This window comes from Actinomadura citrea (genome assembly GCF_013409045.1).
GTDB classification, from domain to species: domain Bacteria; phylum Actinomycetota; class Actinomycetes; order Streptosporangiales; family Streptosporangiaceae; genus Spirillospora; species Spirillospora citrea.
On the sequence record NZ_JACCBT010000001.1, the window covers coordinates 6,423,530 to 6,439,234 of the forward strand.

Here is a 15,705-nt window from a genome sequence, read left to right on the forward strand (position 1 = left end):
CGCAACCCATGCGGAACCCGGGACCCCTGAAGAGAACCCCGGCCCGCAGAACCCCGGTCACGGACCGGCCACGAGCCGGTCCGTGACCGGACCCACTTGCGAGTGTAGAAGACTTCCCCCGACCGTGAACGGAGTCGTGGCGCGTGGCGCTCACCGGCACATCGGGCGACTCCGCGGCGCTGCGCGCCGGCGGCAGGCGGCTGCTGCGCGGCGCCATGGCCCGCTTCCGGCCGGCCATGGCGGTGCTCGTCCTGCTCACGGCCGTCCGCGTCGCCGCGACGCTGGCGACGCCGATCATGCTGGCCCGGGCGGTCGACGCGGCCCGCGCCCAGCAGGACGCCGGCGCCTCCGCCGCGTGGCTCGCGCTCGTCCTGGCCGCGGCGGCCGTCGCCACCACGGGCGAGGACGTGCTCGGCTCCTACTGCGGCAGCGACATCACCGCCTGGCTCCGGCACCGCCTGCTCGGGCACGTGCTGGCCCTCGGGCCCGAGGGGCGCCGCCGCTTCCCCGCGGGGGACGTGCTGTCCCGGCTCACCGAGTCCGCGTCGGGCCCGGCGGCGTTCCCCGTCCTGCTGCTGTCGGCCGCCGCCACGCTGGCCACCACCGTGGGCGCGCTGGCCGGACTGGCCCTGATCGACTGGTGGCTCGCCGCCGCGTTCGCGGCCGGGCTGCCGCCGCTGCTGGTCGCGCTGCGCGTGTTCGTCGTCCGGGCCACCGAGCCGTTCGCCCGGTACCAGGCCTGCCAGGCGGCGATCGCGACGCGGCTGCTCGACGCGCGGCAGGGGATCCGGACGATCCGGGCGAGCGGCACCGCCGCCGCCGAGGTGCGGCGCATCCTCGCGCCGCTTCCGGGCCTCGGCCGGGCCGGCCGGGAGACATGGGCCGTGCAGGGCAAGGTCAGCCGGCGGCTCGCGCTGCTGGCCCCCCTCACCCAGGTCCTGGTCGTCGGCGTCGCGGGCGCCCGCCTGGCCGCCGGAGAGATCACCACCGGTCAGCTCGTGGGCGCCCTGTCCTACGCCGCCATGGCCGTCGCGTCGGCGTCGGTGTTCGACACCGTCGTCGCGCTGCTCAACTGCCAGGTCGGCGCCGGGCGGATCAACGAGATCCTGACGGCCGTCCCGGCGGTGAGCCCCCCCGCGCGTCCGGTGCGGCTGCCGGACGGGCCCGGCGAGCTGCGGCTGCGCGGCGTCACCGTCCGGCTCGGCGGCCGCGCCGTCCTCGACGGCCTCGACCTCGACGTTCCGCCCGGGACGACCGTCGCGGTCGTCGGCACCTCCGGGACGGGCAAGAGCGTGCTCATGTCGACCATCGGGCGGCTCCTCGACCCGGACGAGGGAGTGGTCGAACTCGACGGCGTCCCCGTCACCGCCGTCCCTCTCGCGGAGCTGCGGCGCGCCGTCGCCTACGCCTTCGAACGTCCCGCGCTGCTCGGCGCGACCGTCCGCGAGACGATCGCCTACGCCCGCCCCGGCGCGACCCGCGCCGAGGTGCACCGCGCCGCCCGCGACGCCGTCGCCGACGCCTTCATCCGGGCCCTTCCCGGCGGTTACGACACCCCTCTCGACCGCGCCCCGCTGTCCGGCGGCGAGTTGCAGCGGCTCGGACTGGCCCGCGCCGCGCTCGCCGACGCCCGGATCGTCCTCCTCGACGACGCCACCAGCAGCCTCGACACCGCCACGGAGATGAAGGTGACCCAGGCGCTCCGGCAGATCCTGGCCGGGCGGACCAGCCTGGTGGTGGCGCGCCGTCCGGCGACGGCCGCCCGCGCCGACCTCGTCGCCTGGCTGGACGCCGGACGCGTGCGGGCGCTCGCCCCCCACGCGGAGCTGTGGGCCGACCCGGCCTACCGCGCCGTCTTCTCCACCCGGGCGGCCTCATGACGGCCCCGCCCGCCGCGCGCCTGCTGCACCGCCACCTGCGTGGGCAGTGGCCCGCGATGCGCCGCCTCTTCGCCTGGTCGGTCGTGGAGTCCCTGCCGATGTTCGCGTCCGGGCTGGTCCTGGCCCGTGCCGTCGACCACGGGTTCCTCGCCGGCCGCACCCTGACCGGCCTCGGCTGGCTGGCCGTCCTCGCGGCCCTGTACGCCATCGGCGCGGTCGCGACCGGACGGGTCTACCCGTGGCTCGCCGCGACCGTCGAACCGCTACGCGACTCGCTGGTCACCGAGGTCGTCGCCGCCGCCCTCCGCCGGATGGCCGGCCGGACCCCGGACGCCGCCGGCGCGGGCGTCTCCCAGGTCACCGAGCAGGCCGAGGCCGTCCGGGCCCTGGTAGGCACCTCGCTGCGCAACGTCCGCCAACTGGTCTCCGCCGGCGCCGCCGCGCTCGTGGGCCTGGCCTTGCTGTCCCCGCCGCTGGCCCTCGTCATCACCCTGTCGGTGGCCCTGGCCCTGGGGGTGTACGCGGCCTTCGTGCGCCTGCAGATCCGCCGCTACCGGGCCGTCATCCGCCAGGCCGAGCGCATCGGGGAGGCCGCCGCCACCGTCGTGCACGGCGTCCGGGACGTCGCCGCCTGCGCCGCCGAGGACCGCGCCGCCGCCACGGTGGGCGAGGTCGTGGACACCCAGGCGGAGGCCCTGCGCGCCTACGCCCGCACCCGCTGGGTCCGCCTCCCCGTCCTGGCCCTCGGCGTGCACCTCCCGCTGCTCGCCCTGCTCCTCCTGGCGCCCTACCTGACCGCGCACCACGGCCTCACCGCCGGCCAGGTCGCGGGCGGCGCCGGCTACCTGGTGACCGGACTCCAGCCGGGCATCACCGTCCTCGTCGACGCGGGCGGCACCCTCCTGCTCAGCCTCGCGGTGGTCCTGGGCCGCCTCGCCGAGGTCTGCACCACCCCCGCGGCACCCCCGCCCGGCACGGCGACGGCCGAATCGTCCGGCATCGAGGCCGACCACATCACCTTCGCCTACTCCCCGCACGCCGCCCCCGTCATCGAGGACCTGTCGCTCCACGTCCCCGAGGGAACGCACCTGGCCGTCGTCGGCCCCAGCGGCACCGGCAAGTCCACCCTCGCGAACCTGCTCACCGGCCTCCTGGAACCCCAGAAGGGCAAGATCACGCTGGGCAAGGCCCCCCTCCTCCACCTGGACCCGGCGCACCTGCGCTCAACGATCACGCTGATCCCGCAGGAGAGCTACGTCTTCGCCGGCACCCTCCGCGACAACCTCGCCTACCTGAACCCCGAGGCCACCGAACCCGACCTGGACGAAGCCGCGGCCGCCGTCGGACTCCTGGAACTCGTCCAACGCCTCGGCGGCTACGAGACGGACATCCCCCCCGGCGGCGGCGACCTCTCCCAGGGCGAACGCCAGCTCATCACCCTGGCCCGCGCCTACCTGTCCCCGGCCGCGGTCATCGTCCTGGACGAGGCCACCAGCCACCTGGACCCCGCCACCGAGGCCCGCGCCGAACAAGCCCTGGCGACCCGCGGCGGCACCCTGATCGTCATAGCCCACCGCATCACCTCGGCCGAACGAGCCCACCAGGTCCTCCTACTGGACGGCCCCGTCCCCCTCCTCGGCACCCACGAGACCCTCCAGACCCGCAGCCGAACCTACGCAGACCTAGTAGGCCACTGGCACACCTGACAACAACGTGCTCACCCGCCGATCGAAGAACGCGCCAAAACCGGCTCAAGGCGCAGCACGCCCGCCCCGGGGCCCGGCGGACGGCGTAGACGGGGGTCCGCCCTAGCTAGAAGTGAGCGAATCACTGGGCTGGCTTTCGCGGTGCTCATGCGAGCGAGCAGGGCGGGCGACCGTCAGTTCGCATATCCCGTCCTTGCAAGAGCGTTCCAATCGGCCCATGGAGATGGTCTGCACCAGCCCGATCGCCCAGCAGGCCGGACAGCCGCGCAGCGCGATCAGGCCGATCGGTGCGAGCAGGAGGCTGCCGAGTCCGAGCACCGGTAGAAGCGCGAACGAACCGATCAATGCCCCGAAGCCCGTCGCACCGCGTAGCAGGTGCCGGGGAAGTGACGTGCTCGCAAAGCCCTGCTTGTCAGTCATTGCCGTCTCCTGGAACCGATTCGGATGCGCCCTGCAGCGTTCGTTGGACCGACGCGCGGGCGCGATGCAGCCGCGACTTCATCGCGGGGAGGCTGAGGCCGAGCGCGTCGGCGACCATGCGCCCGCTGTACCCCTGGATGTCCCGCATGATGAGGACGTGTCGCTGGTCAGCCGGCAGAGCGGCGATCGCCGCCGCGACCCGGCCCGCCTCCAGGCGTTGCAGGACCTCGTCCTCGGCCGAGACCACGCTGACGTCCGGAACCTCGTAGTGCCGCGGCCTCAGTCGCGCCCGCCGCAGGCACTCGTTGCGCACGATGCGGAACATCCACGATGCCAGCGCACCGGAGGCCCGCAGCGTCCCGATCTTGCGATACAAGATGATCAACGCCTCCTGCGCGGCGTCCTCGGCGTCCTCGGGCGACGCGCACAGCGTCCGGGCGAATCTGCGCACGTGCGGGTGCGAGCCGGACACCAGCGCGGCGATCGACTCGAGATCACCGCCCTGCGCGGCGTCGATCAGCCGCTCACCGGGCCAGCTCCCCTCAGCCACGCGAACGACCCCGCCTGCGCAGCACGGTGACACTGCACGCGCACACGAGCACGGCCACGCCGATCACGACGGCACCAACGATCATGACAACCTCCCGGTCGAGTTCCCGTGTCCGACGCTGTGGTCGGCACCCCCATGAGAGGAACGAACCTGTGCAAAGGATTCACCCACCTCCCAACCTGCTGGGCTGTCGCCGAGCCTCCGCATGTCAGGAGGCAAGCCGACCGCCGGCCTCCAGGAGGGGACGCCGTACGTCCCAGGCTCGCGGAGTCAGATGAACCCGGTCTCGCCTGGACGCCACGAGGCGCACAATGACTCGATATGTACTGCTGCTCAGCATCAAATGGACCTTTTGGACGACACTTGGCGCGCATGAACGACAGTGAGAGAATTCGCTCAGGTACCGACTACTGGAAGTGAGCGGCATCATGACCAGGCCATGGGAAGCCGATCATGGCGCAGGGTTCCAGCGGAGGTTAGGGAAGACGGCGGCCGAGGTGGGCGACAGTCGCACGACCCAGGACTGTCCGGAGATCTGGGAGTTAGACAACGGCGACATTGCCGTCATCGGCCGTGACGCCACCGGCGCCTACCGTGACCGCCTGCCGCCAGGGGTGAGCATCGGCTCCGACGAACGTCTCGTGATCATCTCCGGAAGACTGCTTTCGGCCGCCAAACCGGATATCCGCGATGCTTGACCGAATCGCCCGTTTTCGTGGGGACGTGCTGGACCACGCGACCTACCATCGGGATTTCGCTCGCCAGTGCGAAGACCTGCGCGGGACCATCTGGAAGCTCGAACGCTCCCAGGTCTTCCGCGAGCTGGACGATCCCAGCTGGCAGGCGTTCAGTTCCGGCGACTGGCGACGCGCCCTCGAACTGTTGGAAGAGGATCGCAAGGCCGTCCAGGCCGAGGCCGACAGCAACCGGCGCCAAGGCTTGAAGATCAGGCGGGTTCGCGTGGTCGAGCGCCCCTTGAGTCCCTACGTTCAATGGGAGCTTCACGCGCTCCGGATGCTGGCGGAAGAAGGCTTCGAACTGAGTGTCCTCTCCGCCGACGACCTCGCCGACCTGGAAGAACAGGGCCAGTTGCCCGAAGTCGTCGTCGTTGGCGAACGCGTCCTCTATGAGGTCCGATATCTGCCGGATTGGACGCCGTGCGGTGCCCGCCGCATCAGGACGCCGGACGTGATCCGTACCGCCGCGTCCGAGATCGGCCGCCTGTACCGCAGGGGCGAGCCCTTGCTCCGCTTCTTCGAACGGGAAGTAGCCCCGCTTCCCGCACCGGCCGTCTGAACTATCGTTCGCAGATGCCATCCGTTCGCTTGGGCCGAAGCAGGGCGAGGACGTTCTCCCTCTGCCTCCTCACGCTTGTCGTCATCGCCCTTATCGCAGCTTCACCGTGGGCCTTGCGCGCTTTCGGCGGCCCGACGGCCCGCTGGGAACGGTTGAGTTTCATCGGTCAGACATACGGCGCCGCGTCGGCGCTCCTGGCCGCCCTCGCGCTGATCGGCATCGCGGCCACCCTGATCTTCCAGGCGCACGACACGAAGATCGCGCGAGAGGAGGCCAGGCGCATCGCGATCGCGGAGTTGCTCAAGATGGCCATGGACGACCCCGCCCTCGACGAGGCATGGGGACCGGTTCCGGCGGATGCGGACCCCAAGGCCAGACGGCAGCTCATGTACATCAACATGATCATCTCCGAGTGGCAGATGTCCTTCGAGACAAAGGCCCTTCCTGAGAAGAGGCTGCGCGCCATTTCGCGTGAGATGTTCTCGGGCCGTCCTGGCAGGGCTTTCTGGGAGGAGGCGCGTCAGGTCCGCATGGGCACCGCCGGGAGCAGGCGAGCGCGTCGGTTCCACGAGATTCTGGACGAGGAGTACCACCTGGCGCCCGTTCCCTCACCGGGACGCCCGCGTCCACGACGGCCCTGGATGCTCTTCGCCGGGTCGGCGGTGGGCGTTCTGGCCGCGGGTGGTGTCGTCCGCCGGGCCATCGCCCGCCGCCGCTCCCCTGGTTGAGCCGGCGCGGGACAGGTCTCGCTGAGTCCTCCGAGCCTGCACGATCCCAGCGACGTGAGCGTGGTTGACCTCAAGTGTGGTTGGGGTTTTAGCGTGGCGGGCTCCTGGTGTTCTGAGGGGGACGTTGTGATGGGTTCTGGTGACGGGTCTGCGCGGGTCGACGTGGCGGTGCTCGGGCTTGGTGAGATGGGGGCCGCGCTGGCGGGCGCGATTCTGGACGGCGGGCATCCGACCACCGTGTGGAACCGCACTGCGGGGAAGGGCGACGCGCTGGTCGCGAAGGGGGCGGGCCGGGTCGCCGGCGTCCGTAAGGCCGTTGCCGCCGGGCGGGTCGTGGTGGTCAACGTGAAGGGCAACTCCGTAGCTCGTGAACTGCTGGAGACGGCAGGAGACGACCTGCGCGGACGTGTCGTCGTCAACCTGACGGACGGGACGTCGGACGAGGTCAGGGAGGTGGCCGCGGCGGTCGCCGAACGTGGCGGGGAGTACCTGCACGGGCAGATCATGACCATCGCGCCGGGTGTCGGGCATCCGGACGCGACGGTCTTCTACGGCGGCTCCGCGGACGCTCACGAGCGTCATCGGGCGGTGCTGCGGCTTCTCAGCGGGCACGCGCCGCTGGTGTCCGACGACCCCGGTGTCGCGGTCCTCTACGGCATGGCCGTCCACGGGACGATGTGGGGGCTCCTCAACGGGTTCCTGCACGCGGCCGCGGCGCTGTCGGACGCGGGTGTCGAGGTCGGCCGGTTCCTGAAGGAGGCCGAGGGCCCGCTCGCGGCGCTTTCGATGTTCCTGCCGTCGATCGCGGAGGAGGTGGACCAGAGCCGGTTCGCGACGCCGTTCGGGGCGCTGCGTCACCATCTGCCGTCGATCGAGGATCTCGCGCGGGAGAGCCGGGCGCGGGGCATCGACGACGGGTTCCCCGAGTACTCCCGCGCGCTCGTGGCAGCGGCGATCGAACGGGGCCATGGAGACGACAGCTACTCGCGGCTCGTCGAACACTTCCGCGGGGTCTAGGGCCGTGTTCCGTCCTTCGTGATGGGCGGGGAGATGTGAGGGCTGCCTGCCTGGTCGCCGAGGCTGAGCAGGAGGGTGCGCAGGGTTGCGGCCAGGGCGTCCTGCTGGTGCTGGTCGAGTGCGGCCAGGAGGCGGCGTTCGTTTTCGAGGTGGGCGGAGACGGCGCGGTCGATGAGGTCGCGGCCGGTGGGGGTGAGGGCGACGATGACGGTGCGGCGGTTGGCGGGGTCGAGGTCGCGCGTGACATAGCCCTTGGCGACGAGGCGGTCCAGGCGGTTGGTGACGGCGCCCGAGGTCACCATGGAGGAGCGGGCCAGCATGCCCGCGGTCAGGCCGTCGGGCGAGCCGGCGCGGCGGAGGGTGGCCAGGACGTCGAACTCGCCTCGTTCCAGCCCGAACTCGGCGAAGAGCGCCTTGAGTTCGCGCTCGGCGATCCGGGTCAGCCGGGAGAGGCGGCCGAGGACCCTCATGGGGGACGCGTCGAGGTCAGGGCGGGCGCGAGCCCACTGCTCCACGATGAGGTCGACGGCGTCACGCTCCACGGAGTACCTCTCAACGTTGAACTGTTTGACATCAAGGTAGCACTCGGCCTAGCGTCCTCAGCGTTAAACATTTCAACGCTGAAAGGTAGTGCCATGCGACGTCGGACGATCTCTGCTGTTCTGGTGTTCGGGCTGGCCGCCGCGATGAGCGCCCCGGCGCAGGCGGCGGTGGGCCGGCGGGCCGGTGCGGCGGTGTACCCGACCACGATCCGGCTGCCGAACGGGTTCCAGCCCGAGGGCATCGCGATCGGCCCCGGGCCGGTCGCCTATGTCGGATCCATGGCCGACGGCTCGGTCTACCGCGCCGACCTGCGCACCGGAGCCGGGGCGGTCCTCAGCCGGGGGCCGGGCACGCAGGCCCTCGGACTGAAGACCGACGCGCGCGGACGGGTGTTCGTGGCCGGCGGTGCGGGTGGCGACGCTCGCGTCCTCGATGCCCGTACCGGCCGGGTACTGGCGTCCTACCGGCTGGCCACCGGCCCGTCGTTCGTCAACGACGTCATCCTCACGCAGGGCGCCGCGTGGTTCACCGACTCCACCAATCCGGTGCTCTACAAGCTGCCGCTCGACGGCGGGCGCCTGCCCTCCGTCGCGGTCCGGATACCGCTGACCGGCGACCTCGTCTACCAGGGCGGTCCCGACAGCCCCGGCAGCGCCGGGTTCAACGCCAACGGCATCACGCCGACACCGGACGGCCGGGGCCTGATCGTCGTGCAGTCGAACACCGGCGGGCTGTTCCGCGTCGACCCGACGGGCAGGACCCGCCGTGTGAACCTGCACGGCGAGTCGCTGCCGGAAGGCGACGGCCTGCTGCTGCGGGGCCGGACGTTGTACGCGGTGCAGAACCGGCTCGACACCGTGGCCGTCCTGCGGCTGGACGCGGCGGGAACCGACGGCCGCGTCGTCCGGCGGGTGAAGGACGCCCGGTTCGCCCTGCCGACGACCGTGGCCGCCTTCGGCTCGCGGCTGTACCTCCCCAACATCCAGTTCTTCGCCACGGGGCCGACCCCCGGCATCTCGTACAACGCGGTCGCCATTCCCCGCCCGTAAGCCGATCGACGGTATGCCTGGAAGCGCGGGCGGCGGATTTGGTTTCGGCGGAGATAACTTGAACAACACCGCACGCAGCGGCTGACATGGCGGCGGACAACCAGGGCAGATCGACCGGCGTCGGGCACCGGCTCTCAGGAGCCCGATTGATCCATTTCTCTTGATCTGATGGGAAACCTGGTTCTATGTCGCGAATAGCTGCGGCGGTGGTGGCCGTCGTGGGATTGCTGGTCGCCGTGATGTCCGGGCTCGCGCAGTCCGCCCCGAGCCCGTCCGACCCGAGCCCGTCCGCCAAGCCCTCGCCGCCCGGCGCGCTGAAGAACGGCGAGGCGTGGGCCTGGACGCAGCTGGTGAACGGCAAGAGCCACACGACCGAGGTCCGGTTCGCCACCACCGAGAAGCCCGCCGGGCACTGCCCCACCCTGAAGTACACCGTGGGGGGCAAGATGCAGACCGCGGTGCTGAGGAAGGCCAGCGATCCCTTCGTCACCGGTGGCGGGCTCCAGCAGTTTCCGACGACCTTCTGCGTGGCGCCGGTGCCCGACGGAGCGAGGGACGCGCTGATCGAGCCGACCACGACCGTCGCGGCCACCGTGTATCCGGGAAATCTCCAGCCTCCGCTGCCCGAATGGCCCGTGAACGGACGCCCCCGGAGCATCGCGGTGATCGGTGACGCGGGGTGCGAGGTCCCCTCGTCCACGGTCGGCTCCACGCAGAACCAGGACTGCCAGAACGACTGGCCGCTGGAGCCGCTCTCCGCGCACGCGGCCGTGCAGTCCCACCCGGACCTCGTCGTCCACGTCGGCGACTACGTGTACCGGGAGGCGCCGGAAGGAGCGAACGACGCCACACCGGGGTGCGACTCCCAGGGGCAGGCGGCCGACTGGGCGTGCCTCATCAAGGACTTCCTGCGGCCGGCGCAGGCCTTTCTCGCCGAGGCGCCCTTCGTCTTCGCGCGGGGCAACCATGAGGACTGCACGCCTTCGAAAGTGGGGCGGGGCGCCGAATGGTTCCGCTATTTCGCCACGGTTCCCCGAAAGAACAACGAATGCTACTCGTTGCCGCAGGTTCAGACGGAGCCCGTCCAGATCAATGCGGGCACGCTGCATTTCGTCCTGTTCGACTCCAGCTCGGCGAGCGAGAGCAACCAGCCGAACCAGGTGCAGGCCGCCCGGTTCGCGAAATGGTTCAACGAAGTGAACGACCTGGCCGCCAACCATCCGAAGCACGACTACTTCCTCATCACCCACAAGCCGCTGTGGATGGTCAAGCAGGCCTCGTCCGCCGGCGTGACGTGGATCAACCCGACGCTGGCGAGCGCGGTCAGGCGGACGGCGAAGGGGGCGCTGGCCGACAACATCGACCTGGTGCTGTCCGGGCACCTGCACATGTACCAGATGCTCGACTTCCTGAAGAGCACGCGGCCTCCGCAGCTGACCGTGGGCTCGTCCGGGACGACGCTCGACACCCCGCCGGACGACACCAAGGTGGAGGGCAAGACCGTCGACGGCGAGATCGTCCAGCACTCGGTTTCACGGGGTGTTCACGGCTACGCGCTCCTGCGCGACACGGGCGGTCAGTGGCATCTCACCTTCCATGGAGTCTCCGGGCAGGCATGGCCGCAGGACTGCGCTCTGAGCACCGGGCCCACCAAGGAGTTCGACTGCAAATGATGCCCGCCGCGGCCACGACGCCGCGGTCGTAGGACGTCGTGCGCCAGAAGTCGCCGCCCCCGGCCGCGGTGACGAGAAGGGCGGGGCCCCGGTGTCGCGGACGGGGGCGGGTCGAGCCATTCGCCGATGATCACAGGCCGGGAATCCACGTCAGGGGGTGGAGTCAGCCCCACCACCAGGGGTGGGTTTTACCTCCCATGATCGGGTAGCTGAACCCAGTGTCTCCGGAAATGTCAGACGCGAAGGTTGTCATTGGACGGGGACGACCGGGCTGGGAGGGCACGATGGTGAGCGGAACGGCAGTGGGCGGGATGGTGCGGGGCAGGATGCGGCCGCTGCTCGTCGAGGTGGGGCTGCTGGCGGTCCTGTTCGCCTTCTACAAATGGGGCCGGACGCTGATCGAGAGCGGTCCCGGGCAGGCGATGGCGAACGCGCACGTGCTGTGGCGGTTCGAGCGGGAATGGCTGCCGAGCGAGGTCGGACTCCAGCATTGGGCGCTCGGATGGGACCACGCGGCGTTCCTCGCCAATGTCTATTACGTGAGCGTCCATTTCCCCGGAACGGCATTGCTGCTGATCTGGCTCTATGTGCGGCACAGGACGGCCTACGCGCGGGTGCGGAACGAATTGGTGGCGCTGACGGCGGCCGGCCTCGTGGTGCACACGATGTTCCCGCTGGCGCCGCCCCGGTTGGCGGGGATCGGGGCCGTCGACACGATGCTGACCGTGGGCCCGTCGGCCTATCCGGCGGCGGCCGACGGGATCGCCAACCAGTACGCGGCCATGCCGTCCCTGCACATCGGGTGGGCGATCCTGGTGGCCGTGGCGGTGCTGCGGGTGTCGCGGAGCCGGTGGCGGTGGGTCGTCGCGCTGCACGCGCCGCTCACGGTCCTCGTGGTGGTCGTGACGGCCAACCACTACTGGACGGACGGGATCGTCGCCGCGCTCCTGCTGGCCGGCGCCATGGCCCTGGTTTCCCTGGCCGGGCGGATGAGGCAAGCTGTGGGGCATGCTGCCGACGCACACGAGTCGCGAGGTTCCGGACGCCCCCGTGGCGGTCCTGCCGATCGGGAGCCACGAGCAGCACGGCCCGTTCCTGCCCCTCGCGACGGACACGGTGATCGCGTGCACGATCGCGGCGGAGATCGCGAAGGCGTACCCGGTGCGGACGCTCCCGCCAGTGACGATCTCGTGCTCGCATGAGCACGCGGACTGGCCCGGGACGGTGAGCATCTCGGCGGCGACCCTGTACGCGGTGGTCAGGGACGTCGCCGAGTCGCTGCGCCGGGCCGGTGTCCCCAAGCTCGTTCTGGTCAACGGGCACGGGGGCAACTACGTGCTCGGCAACGTCGTCCAGGAGGCGCACGGCGACATGGCCCTGTTCCCCGCGCCGGAGCACTGGCAGGCGGCGGAGAAGGCGTCCGGCGCCGAGACGTCCGCCGTCAGCGACATGCACGCCGGGGAGCTGGAGACCTCCATCCTGCTGCACGCCCATCCGGAGCTGGTGCGGGACGGGTACCGGACCGCCGACCATCTGGCCGACGACCGGCGGCACCTCCTGACGACGGGGATGGCGGCCTACACGACGTCCGGCGTCGTCGGGCGGCCGTCACTGGCCGGCGCCGACAAGGGCCGGGAGACGCTGCGGAGTCTCGTCGCGTCGTTCGGGGACGTCCTCGCGGTGCTTCAGCAGCAGGGCGGCCGCACCGGGCAGGGACGCGATGAAGGTGAGCACTCCGTACACGACGGAGACGGTCAGGCCCTGCGCTGAGCCGAGCCCGGCCGCGCCGAACGCCAGGGCGAGCACGGCCTCGCGCGGCCCCCAGCCGCCGACGTTCACCGGCAGCACCATCACCAGGAGCGCCAGCAGGAGCAGCGGCAGGAGGGTGAGCAGCGGGGCCGTCGCACCGACGAGGCGGGCGGCGACGACGAACAGGGCCAGGTGCCCGGCCAGGGCCGCGGCCGACAGGCCCACGATCGCGGGCCAGGCGCGCAGGGCGGCGCGCACGTCCGCGAACGCGGGCGCCAGCGCGCGGCGCCGCCACCGGGCGAGGACCAGCACCAGCACCAGGACGCCCCCGGCCGGGGCCAGGGCGGGCGCCATCGCCGACAGCAGCGCGGGGTGGGCGAGCAGCGCGGCGACGCCCGCGACGATCGCGACGCCCTGCCCCGCGACGCGTTCGAGGAAGACGGCCCGCACCCCGCGCGCGACATCGCCCGACCGATGCCCGTGGCTCACCGCGCGGTGGACGTCTCCGAGCACGCCCGCGGGCAGCACGGAGTTGAGGAACTGGGACCGGTAGTAGTCCGTGACGGCACCGCCCAGCGGCAGGTGGAGGCCGAGCCGCCGCGCGACCAGCCACCAGCGGGCCGCACTGAGCACGGTGGTCAGCAGGCCCAGGGCGAGCGCGACGGCCACGGCGTCGGCGTCGACGGCGCGGAGCGCGTCCACGAACGCGTCCGTGCTGTGCCACCACAGCAGCGTCAGGAGGATGCCCAGCCCGCCGAGCAGGCGCAGCCAGGGCAGGAACTTCGTCACGATGCGCTCCCGGGAAGGACGAGCAGGTCGACGTGGTGGACCTCGGCGGTGAGGCGCCCGGCGGCGCACTCGGTGAGGCGGCGGCCGAGGTAGTCCTCGGCGAAGGGGGCCAGGTCCGGCTGCTGCTCGACGGCGGCGGCGACCCAGCCGCGCAGCCACTCGGCGGTCAGCGCGGCCTGGCCGGGGCCGAGCCGCCACGGGCTCGGACGCGCCTGGACCGACGCGCCGCGGCGCCCGAACGCCCGGGTCGCGGCGGCGACGGCGCCCGGTCCGAGGAGCCCGTCGCGCCGCTGGTGGGCGTCGAAGGCGGCGGCGAACTCGGCGTCGAGCGGCTCGGACGGGGAGAGCCGGACGCGCCCGACGACCGACAGGGTGAGCAGCGCCGGGCAGGCGGCCGCGGCGGCGATCGCCTCGACCTCGGCGGCGGTGAGCACGTCCAGCAGCGCGGACGCCGTGACCAGCGAGGCGCCCGCCAGGTCGGACGCGCGGAGCGCGCCGATGTCGCCCGCGCGCGTCTCGACCGTCGCGGGCGTCCCGTCGGCGGTGACGTACTCGCTCGCGCGGGCGCGGTCGAGCAGGCGCGGATCGCCGTCGTGCAGGATCCAGTGCTGCGGGCCGCGCAGCCGCCCGGACAGCCAGCGCCCCTGGGAGCCGGTGCCGCACCCGAGGTCCCAGATGACGAGCGGCCCGTCGGGCGGGAGCGCGGCGCTGAGCGGGTCGAGCAGCTCCGCGGCGCGCGCCGTCGCGTCCGCGCCCTCGCGCAGCTCCAGCCAGGACGGATCGAACCCCGGCACAGCGCCTCCCCGCGCCTCGACCCCCGTCACAGCGACTCCCTCCGTAGTTTCGACAGGACGACCGCCATGCGACGGGCCGTGTCGTCCCAGCCCGGCAGCATGCCGCGCCGCGACCGGGCGGAGGCGCGCAGCCGGTCGCGCAGCTCCGGTTCGACGAGCCAGCGGCGCAGCGCGGCGCCCAGCGCGGCCGGGTCGTCCGGCGGGACGAGCATGCCGGGGACGCCCCCCGACGGGTCCCAGCCGAGCGTGTCGGGGATCCCGTCCACCGAGGTCGCGAGCACCGGGATGCCGCGCGCCAGCGCCTCGGTCACGACCATCCCGAACGTCTCCGCGCGGGACGCCAGGACGAGCAGGTCGGCTCCGGCGTAGGCGTCGTCCAGACGCTTGCCGGTGAGCGGCCCCGCCAGCTCGACGCGCCCGTCGAGGCGGTGGGCGCCGATCAGCCGGCGCACCCGCGCGACGTGCTCCGCGTCGCGGCCCGGCGGCCCGGCGCACTCGCAGTCCCAGGACAGGTGCGCGACGGTGGCGAGCGCCTCGACGAGGACGTCGTGCCCCTTGCGCGGGGTCACCGACGCCACGCACAGCAGGCGCGCCGCCCCGTCGGTGCCGGGCGCGAGCGGCGCCGGGTCGGTGCCGGGGGCGACGGCGTGGACGCGGGACGGCTCCAGGCCGTGGTGGGCGATCAGGTGGTCCCGGGCCCACGGGCTCGTCGCGACGACGGCCCCGGCCGCCTCCAGTACCTTGCGTTCGCCCGCGTTCAGGTCGGCCTGTCCGGGTTCGTCCGCCAGTGGGAGGTGGACGAGGACGGCGAGCCGCAGCCGCCCCGCCTCCGGGACGACGATCTCCGGGACGCCGCACGCCACCAGGCCGTCCATCAGGACGACGGACCCGCCGGGCAGCGCGGCCAGCGCGCGTCCCAGCTCGGCGCGGGCCGCCTCGCCCGGCCGCGGCCACGCGCCGGCCACCGCCAGCTCCCGGACGGGACGCCCGGCCGCCGCGAGCTCCTCGCACAGCCGCCGGTCGTACCGGTTGCCTCCGCTCGGGGCGGCGGCGTCGTCGACACCGTCCGGGACGACCACCCACACCTCGCGGGAGGTCACAGCTCACGCTCGTAACTGGCCCAGGCGACGTGCGACTCGTGCAGCGTCACCGTGATGCCGGCCAGGCCGGCGGCGTTCGCGCCGAGCGCCCCGGCGCGCACCCGGTCCGCGAGCCGGTCGGCGATGACCTTGGCGAGGAACTCCGTCGAGGTGTTGACCCCGGCGAAGTCCGGCTCCTCGTCCAGGTTGCGGTAGTTCAGCGCGCCCAGGACCTCGCCGAGCTCGCGGGTGGCGAGCCCGATGTCGACGACGATGCCGTCCGGGTCGAGGTCCGCCCGGCGGAACGTCGCGTCCACCACGAACGTCGCGCCGTGCAGGTGCTGCGCGGGTCCGAAGACCTCGCCGCGGAAGCTGTGCGCGATCATGACGTGGTCGCGGACGGTGATGGCGAACAACGAACGTCCTCCTCAG

Annotated in this window: 15 protein-coding genes and 2 pseudogenes; 10 read left to right on the forward strand and 7 right to left on the reverse strand. The window is 72.4% G+C overall.

Annotation, left to right across the window (positions count from 1 at the left end; genetic code table 11):
• The first annotated feature begins 143 nt into the window (after positions 1–143).
• Together BJ999_RS29520 and BJ999_RS29525 are read left to right on the forward strand one after the other, a co-directional pair.
• Positions 144–1,880 carry an ABC transporter ATP-binding protein gene (locus BJ999_RS29520; protein WP_179836287.1) on the forward strand — a complete coding sequence of 579 codons (1,737 nt, stop codon included), beginning with the start codon at positions 144–146 and terminating at the stop codon, positions 1,878–1,880.
• On the forward strand, positions 1,877–3,586 hold the full coding sequence (locus tag BJ999_RS29525; RefSeq protein ID WP_179836288.1) for an ABC transporter ATP-binding protein: 1,710 nt from the start codon (positions 1,877–1,879) through the stop codon (positions 3,584–3,586). Before BJ999_RS29520 ends, BJ999_RS29525 begins: the two co-directional genes overlap by 4 nt.
• Positions 3,587–3,688: 102 nt before the next feature.
• Here BJ999_RS29525 and BJ999_RS29530 read toward each other — a convergent pair whose 3' ends face one another.
• Positions 3,689–4,006, reverse strand: coding sequence for a hypothetical protein (locus BJ999_RS29530; RefSeq protein WP_179836289.1), 318 nt, complete (start codon positions 4,004–4,006; stop codon positions 3,689–3,691).
• Positions 3,999–4,556, reverse strand: coding sequence for an RNA polymerase sigma factor (locus tag BJ999_RS29535; protein ID WP_179836290.1), 558 nt, complete (start codon positions 4,554–4,556; stop codon positions 3,999–4,001). Before BJ999_RS29535 ends, BJ999_RS29530 begins: the two co-directional genes overlap by 8 nt.
• A 428-nt stretch (positions 4,557–4,984) precedes the next feature.
• On the opposite strand from BJ999_RS29535, the gene BJ999_RS29540 reads away from it, so the two are divergent.
• The 4 genes from BJ999_RS29540 to BJ999_RS29555 all read left to right on the forward strand — a co-directional run bounded on the left by BJ999_RS29540 (position 4,985) and on the right by BJ999_RS29555 (position 7,597).
• Entirely contained in the window at positions 4,985–5,254 is a 270-nt protein-coding gene (locus tag BJ999_RS29540) for a hypothetical protein (RefSeq protein ID WP_179838907.1), read from the forward strand.
• Positions 5,255–5,279: 25 nt separating this feature from the next.
• A complete protein-coding gene (locus BJ999_RS29545) occupies positions 5,280–5,852 on the forward strand; it encodes a DUF6879 family protein (RefSeq protein WP_179836291.1) in 573 nt (190 codons plus the stop codon).
• Positions 5,853–6,004: 152 nt separating this feature from the next.
• Positions 6,005–6,580: a DUF6082 family protein gene (locus BJ999_RS29550; RefSeq protein ID WP_229810115.1), complete on the forward strand. Its 576-nt coding sequence runs from the start codon at positions 6,005–6,007 to the stop codon at positions 6,578–6,580.
• A 129-nt stretch (positions 6,581–6,709) separates the two neighbouring features.
• The gene (locus BJ999_RS29555; RefSeq protein WP_179836293.1) at positions 6,710–7,597 is read left to right on the forward strand and encodes an NAD(P)-dependent oxidoreductase; all 888 of its coding nucleotides are present in this window, start codon (positions 6,710–6,712) and stop codon (positions 7,595–7,597) included.
• Here the strand turns inward: BJ999_RS29555 and BJ999_RS29560 are convergent.
• Positions 7,594–8,139: a MarR family winged helix-turn-helix transcriptional regulator gene (locus BJ999_RS29560; protein WP_229810116.1), complete on the reverse strand. Its 546-nt coding sequence runs from the start codon at positions 8,137–8,139 to the stop codon at positions 7,594–7,596. The genes BJ999_RS29555 and BJ999_RS29560 overlap by 4 nt on opposite strands.
• A 93-nt stretch (positions 8,140–8,232) precedes the next feature.
• On the opposite strand from BJ999_RS29560, the gene BJ999_RS29565 reads away from it, so the two are divergent.
• From BJ999_RS29565 to BJ999_RS42465, 4 genes and pseudogenes are all read left to right on the forward strand, one after another.
• On the forward strand, positions 8,233–9,189 hold the full coding sequence (locus tag BJ999_RS29565; protein ID WP_179836294.1) for an NHL repeat-containing protein: 957 nt from the start codon (positions 8,233–8,235) through the stop codon (positions 9,187–9,189).
• Positions 9,190–9,374: 185 nt separating this feature from the next.
• Positions 9,375–10,862 carry a metallophosphoesterase family protein gene (locus BJ999_RS29570; RefSeq protein ID WP_179836295.1) on the forward strand — a complete coding sequence of 496 codons (1,488 nt, stop codon included), beginning with the start codon at positions 9,375–9,377 and terminating at the stop codon, positions 10,860–10,862.
• A 422-nt stretch (positions 10,863–11,284) separates the two neighbouring features.
• A pseudogene (locus BJ999_RS42460) lies at positions 11,285–11,818 on the forward strand (phosphatase PAP2 family protein); the annotation flags it as partial.
• Positions 11,819–11,870: 52 nt separating this feature from the next.
• Positions 11,871–12,632 carry a creatininase family protein gene (locus BJ999_RS42465; protein ID WP_179836296.1) on the forward strand — a complete coding sequence of 254 codons (762 nt, stop codon included), beginning with the start codon at positions 11,871–11,873 and terminating at the stop codon, positions 12,630–12,632.
• Here BJ999_RS42465 and BJ999_RS29580 read toward each other — a convergent pair.
• The 4 genes and pseudogenes from BJ999_RS29580 to BJ999_RS29595 form a co-directional block, all read right to left on the reverse strand.
• Positions 12,633–13,469 (reverse strand): annotated as a pseudogene (locus tag BJ999_RS29580) (lysylphosphatidylglycerol synthase domain-containing protein); the annotation flags it as partial. It abuts the gene before it with no gap.
• Positions 13,397–14,194, reverse strand: a complete 798-nt coding sequence (locus BJ999_RS29585) for a class I SAM-dependent methyltransferase (RefSeq protein WP_179836297.1) — start codon at positions 14,192–14,194, stop codon at positions 13,397–13,399. The gene BJ999_RS29585 and the pseudogene BJ999_RS29580, both read right to left, overlap by 73 nt.
• Positions 14,195–14,220: 26 nt before the next feature.
• On the reverse strand, positions 14,221–15,294 hold the full coding sequence (locus tag BJ999_RS29590) for a glycosyltransferase family 4 protein (RefSeq protein ID WP_179836298.1): 1,074 nt from the start codon (positions 15,292–15,294) through the stop codon (positions 14,221–14,223).
• The gene (locus BJ999_RS29595) at positions 15,291–15,689 is read right to left on the reverse strand and encodes a 6-pyruvoyl trahydropterin synthase family protein (RefSeq protein WP_179836299.1); all 399 of its coding nucleotides are present in this window, start codon (positions 15,687–15,689) and stop codon (positions 15,291–15,293) included. The genes BJ999_RS29590 and BJ999_RS29595 overlap by 4 nt, the downstream gene beginning before the upstream one ends.
• Positions 15,690–15,705 lie beyond the last annotated feature (16 nt).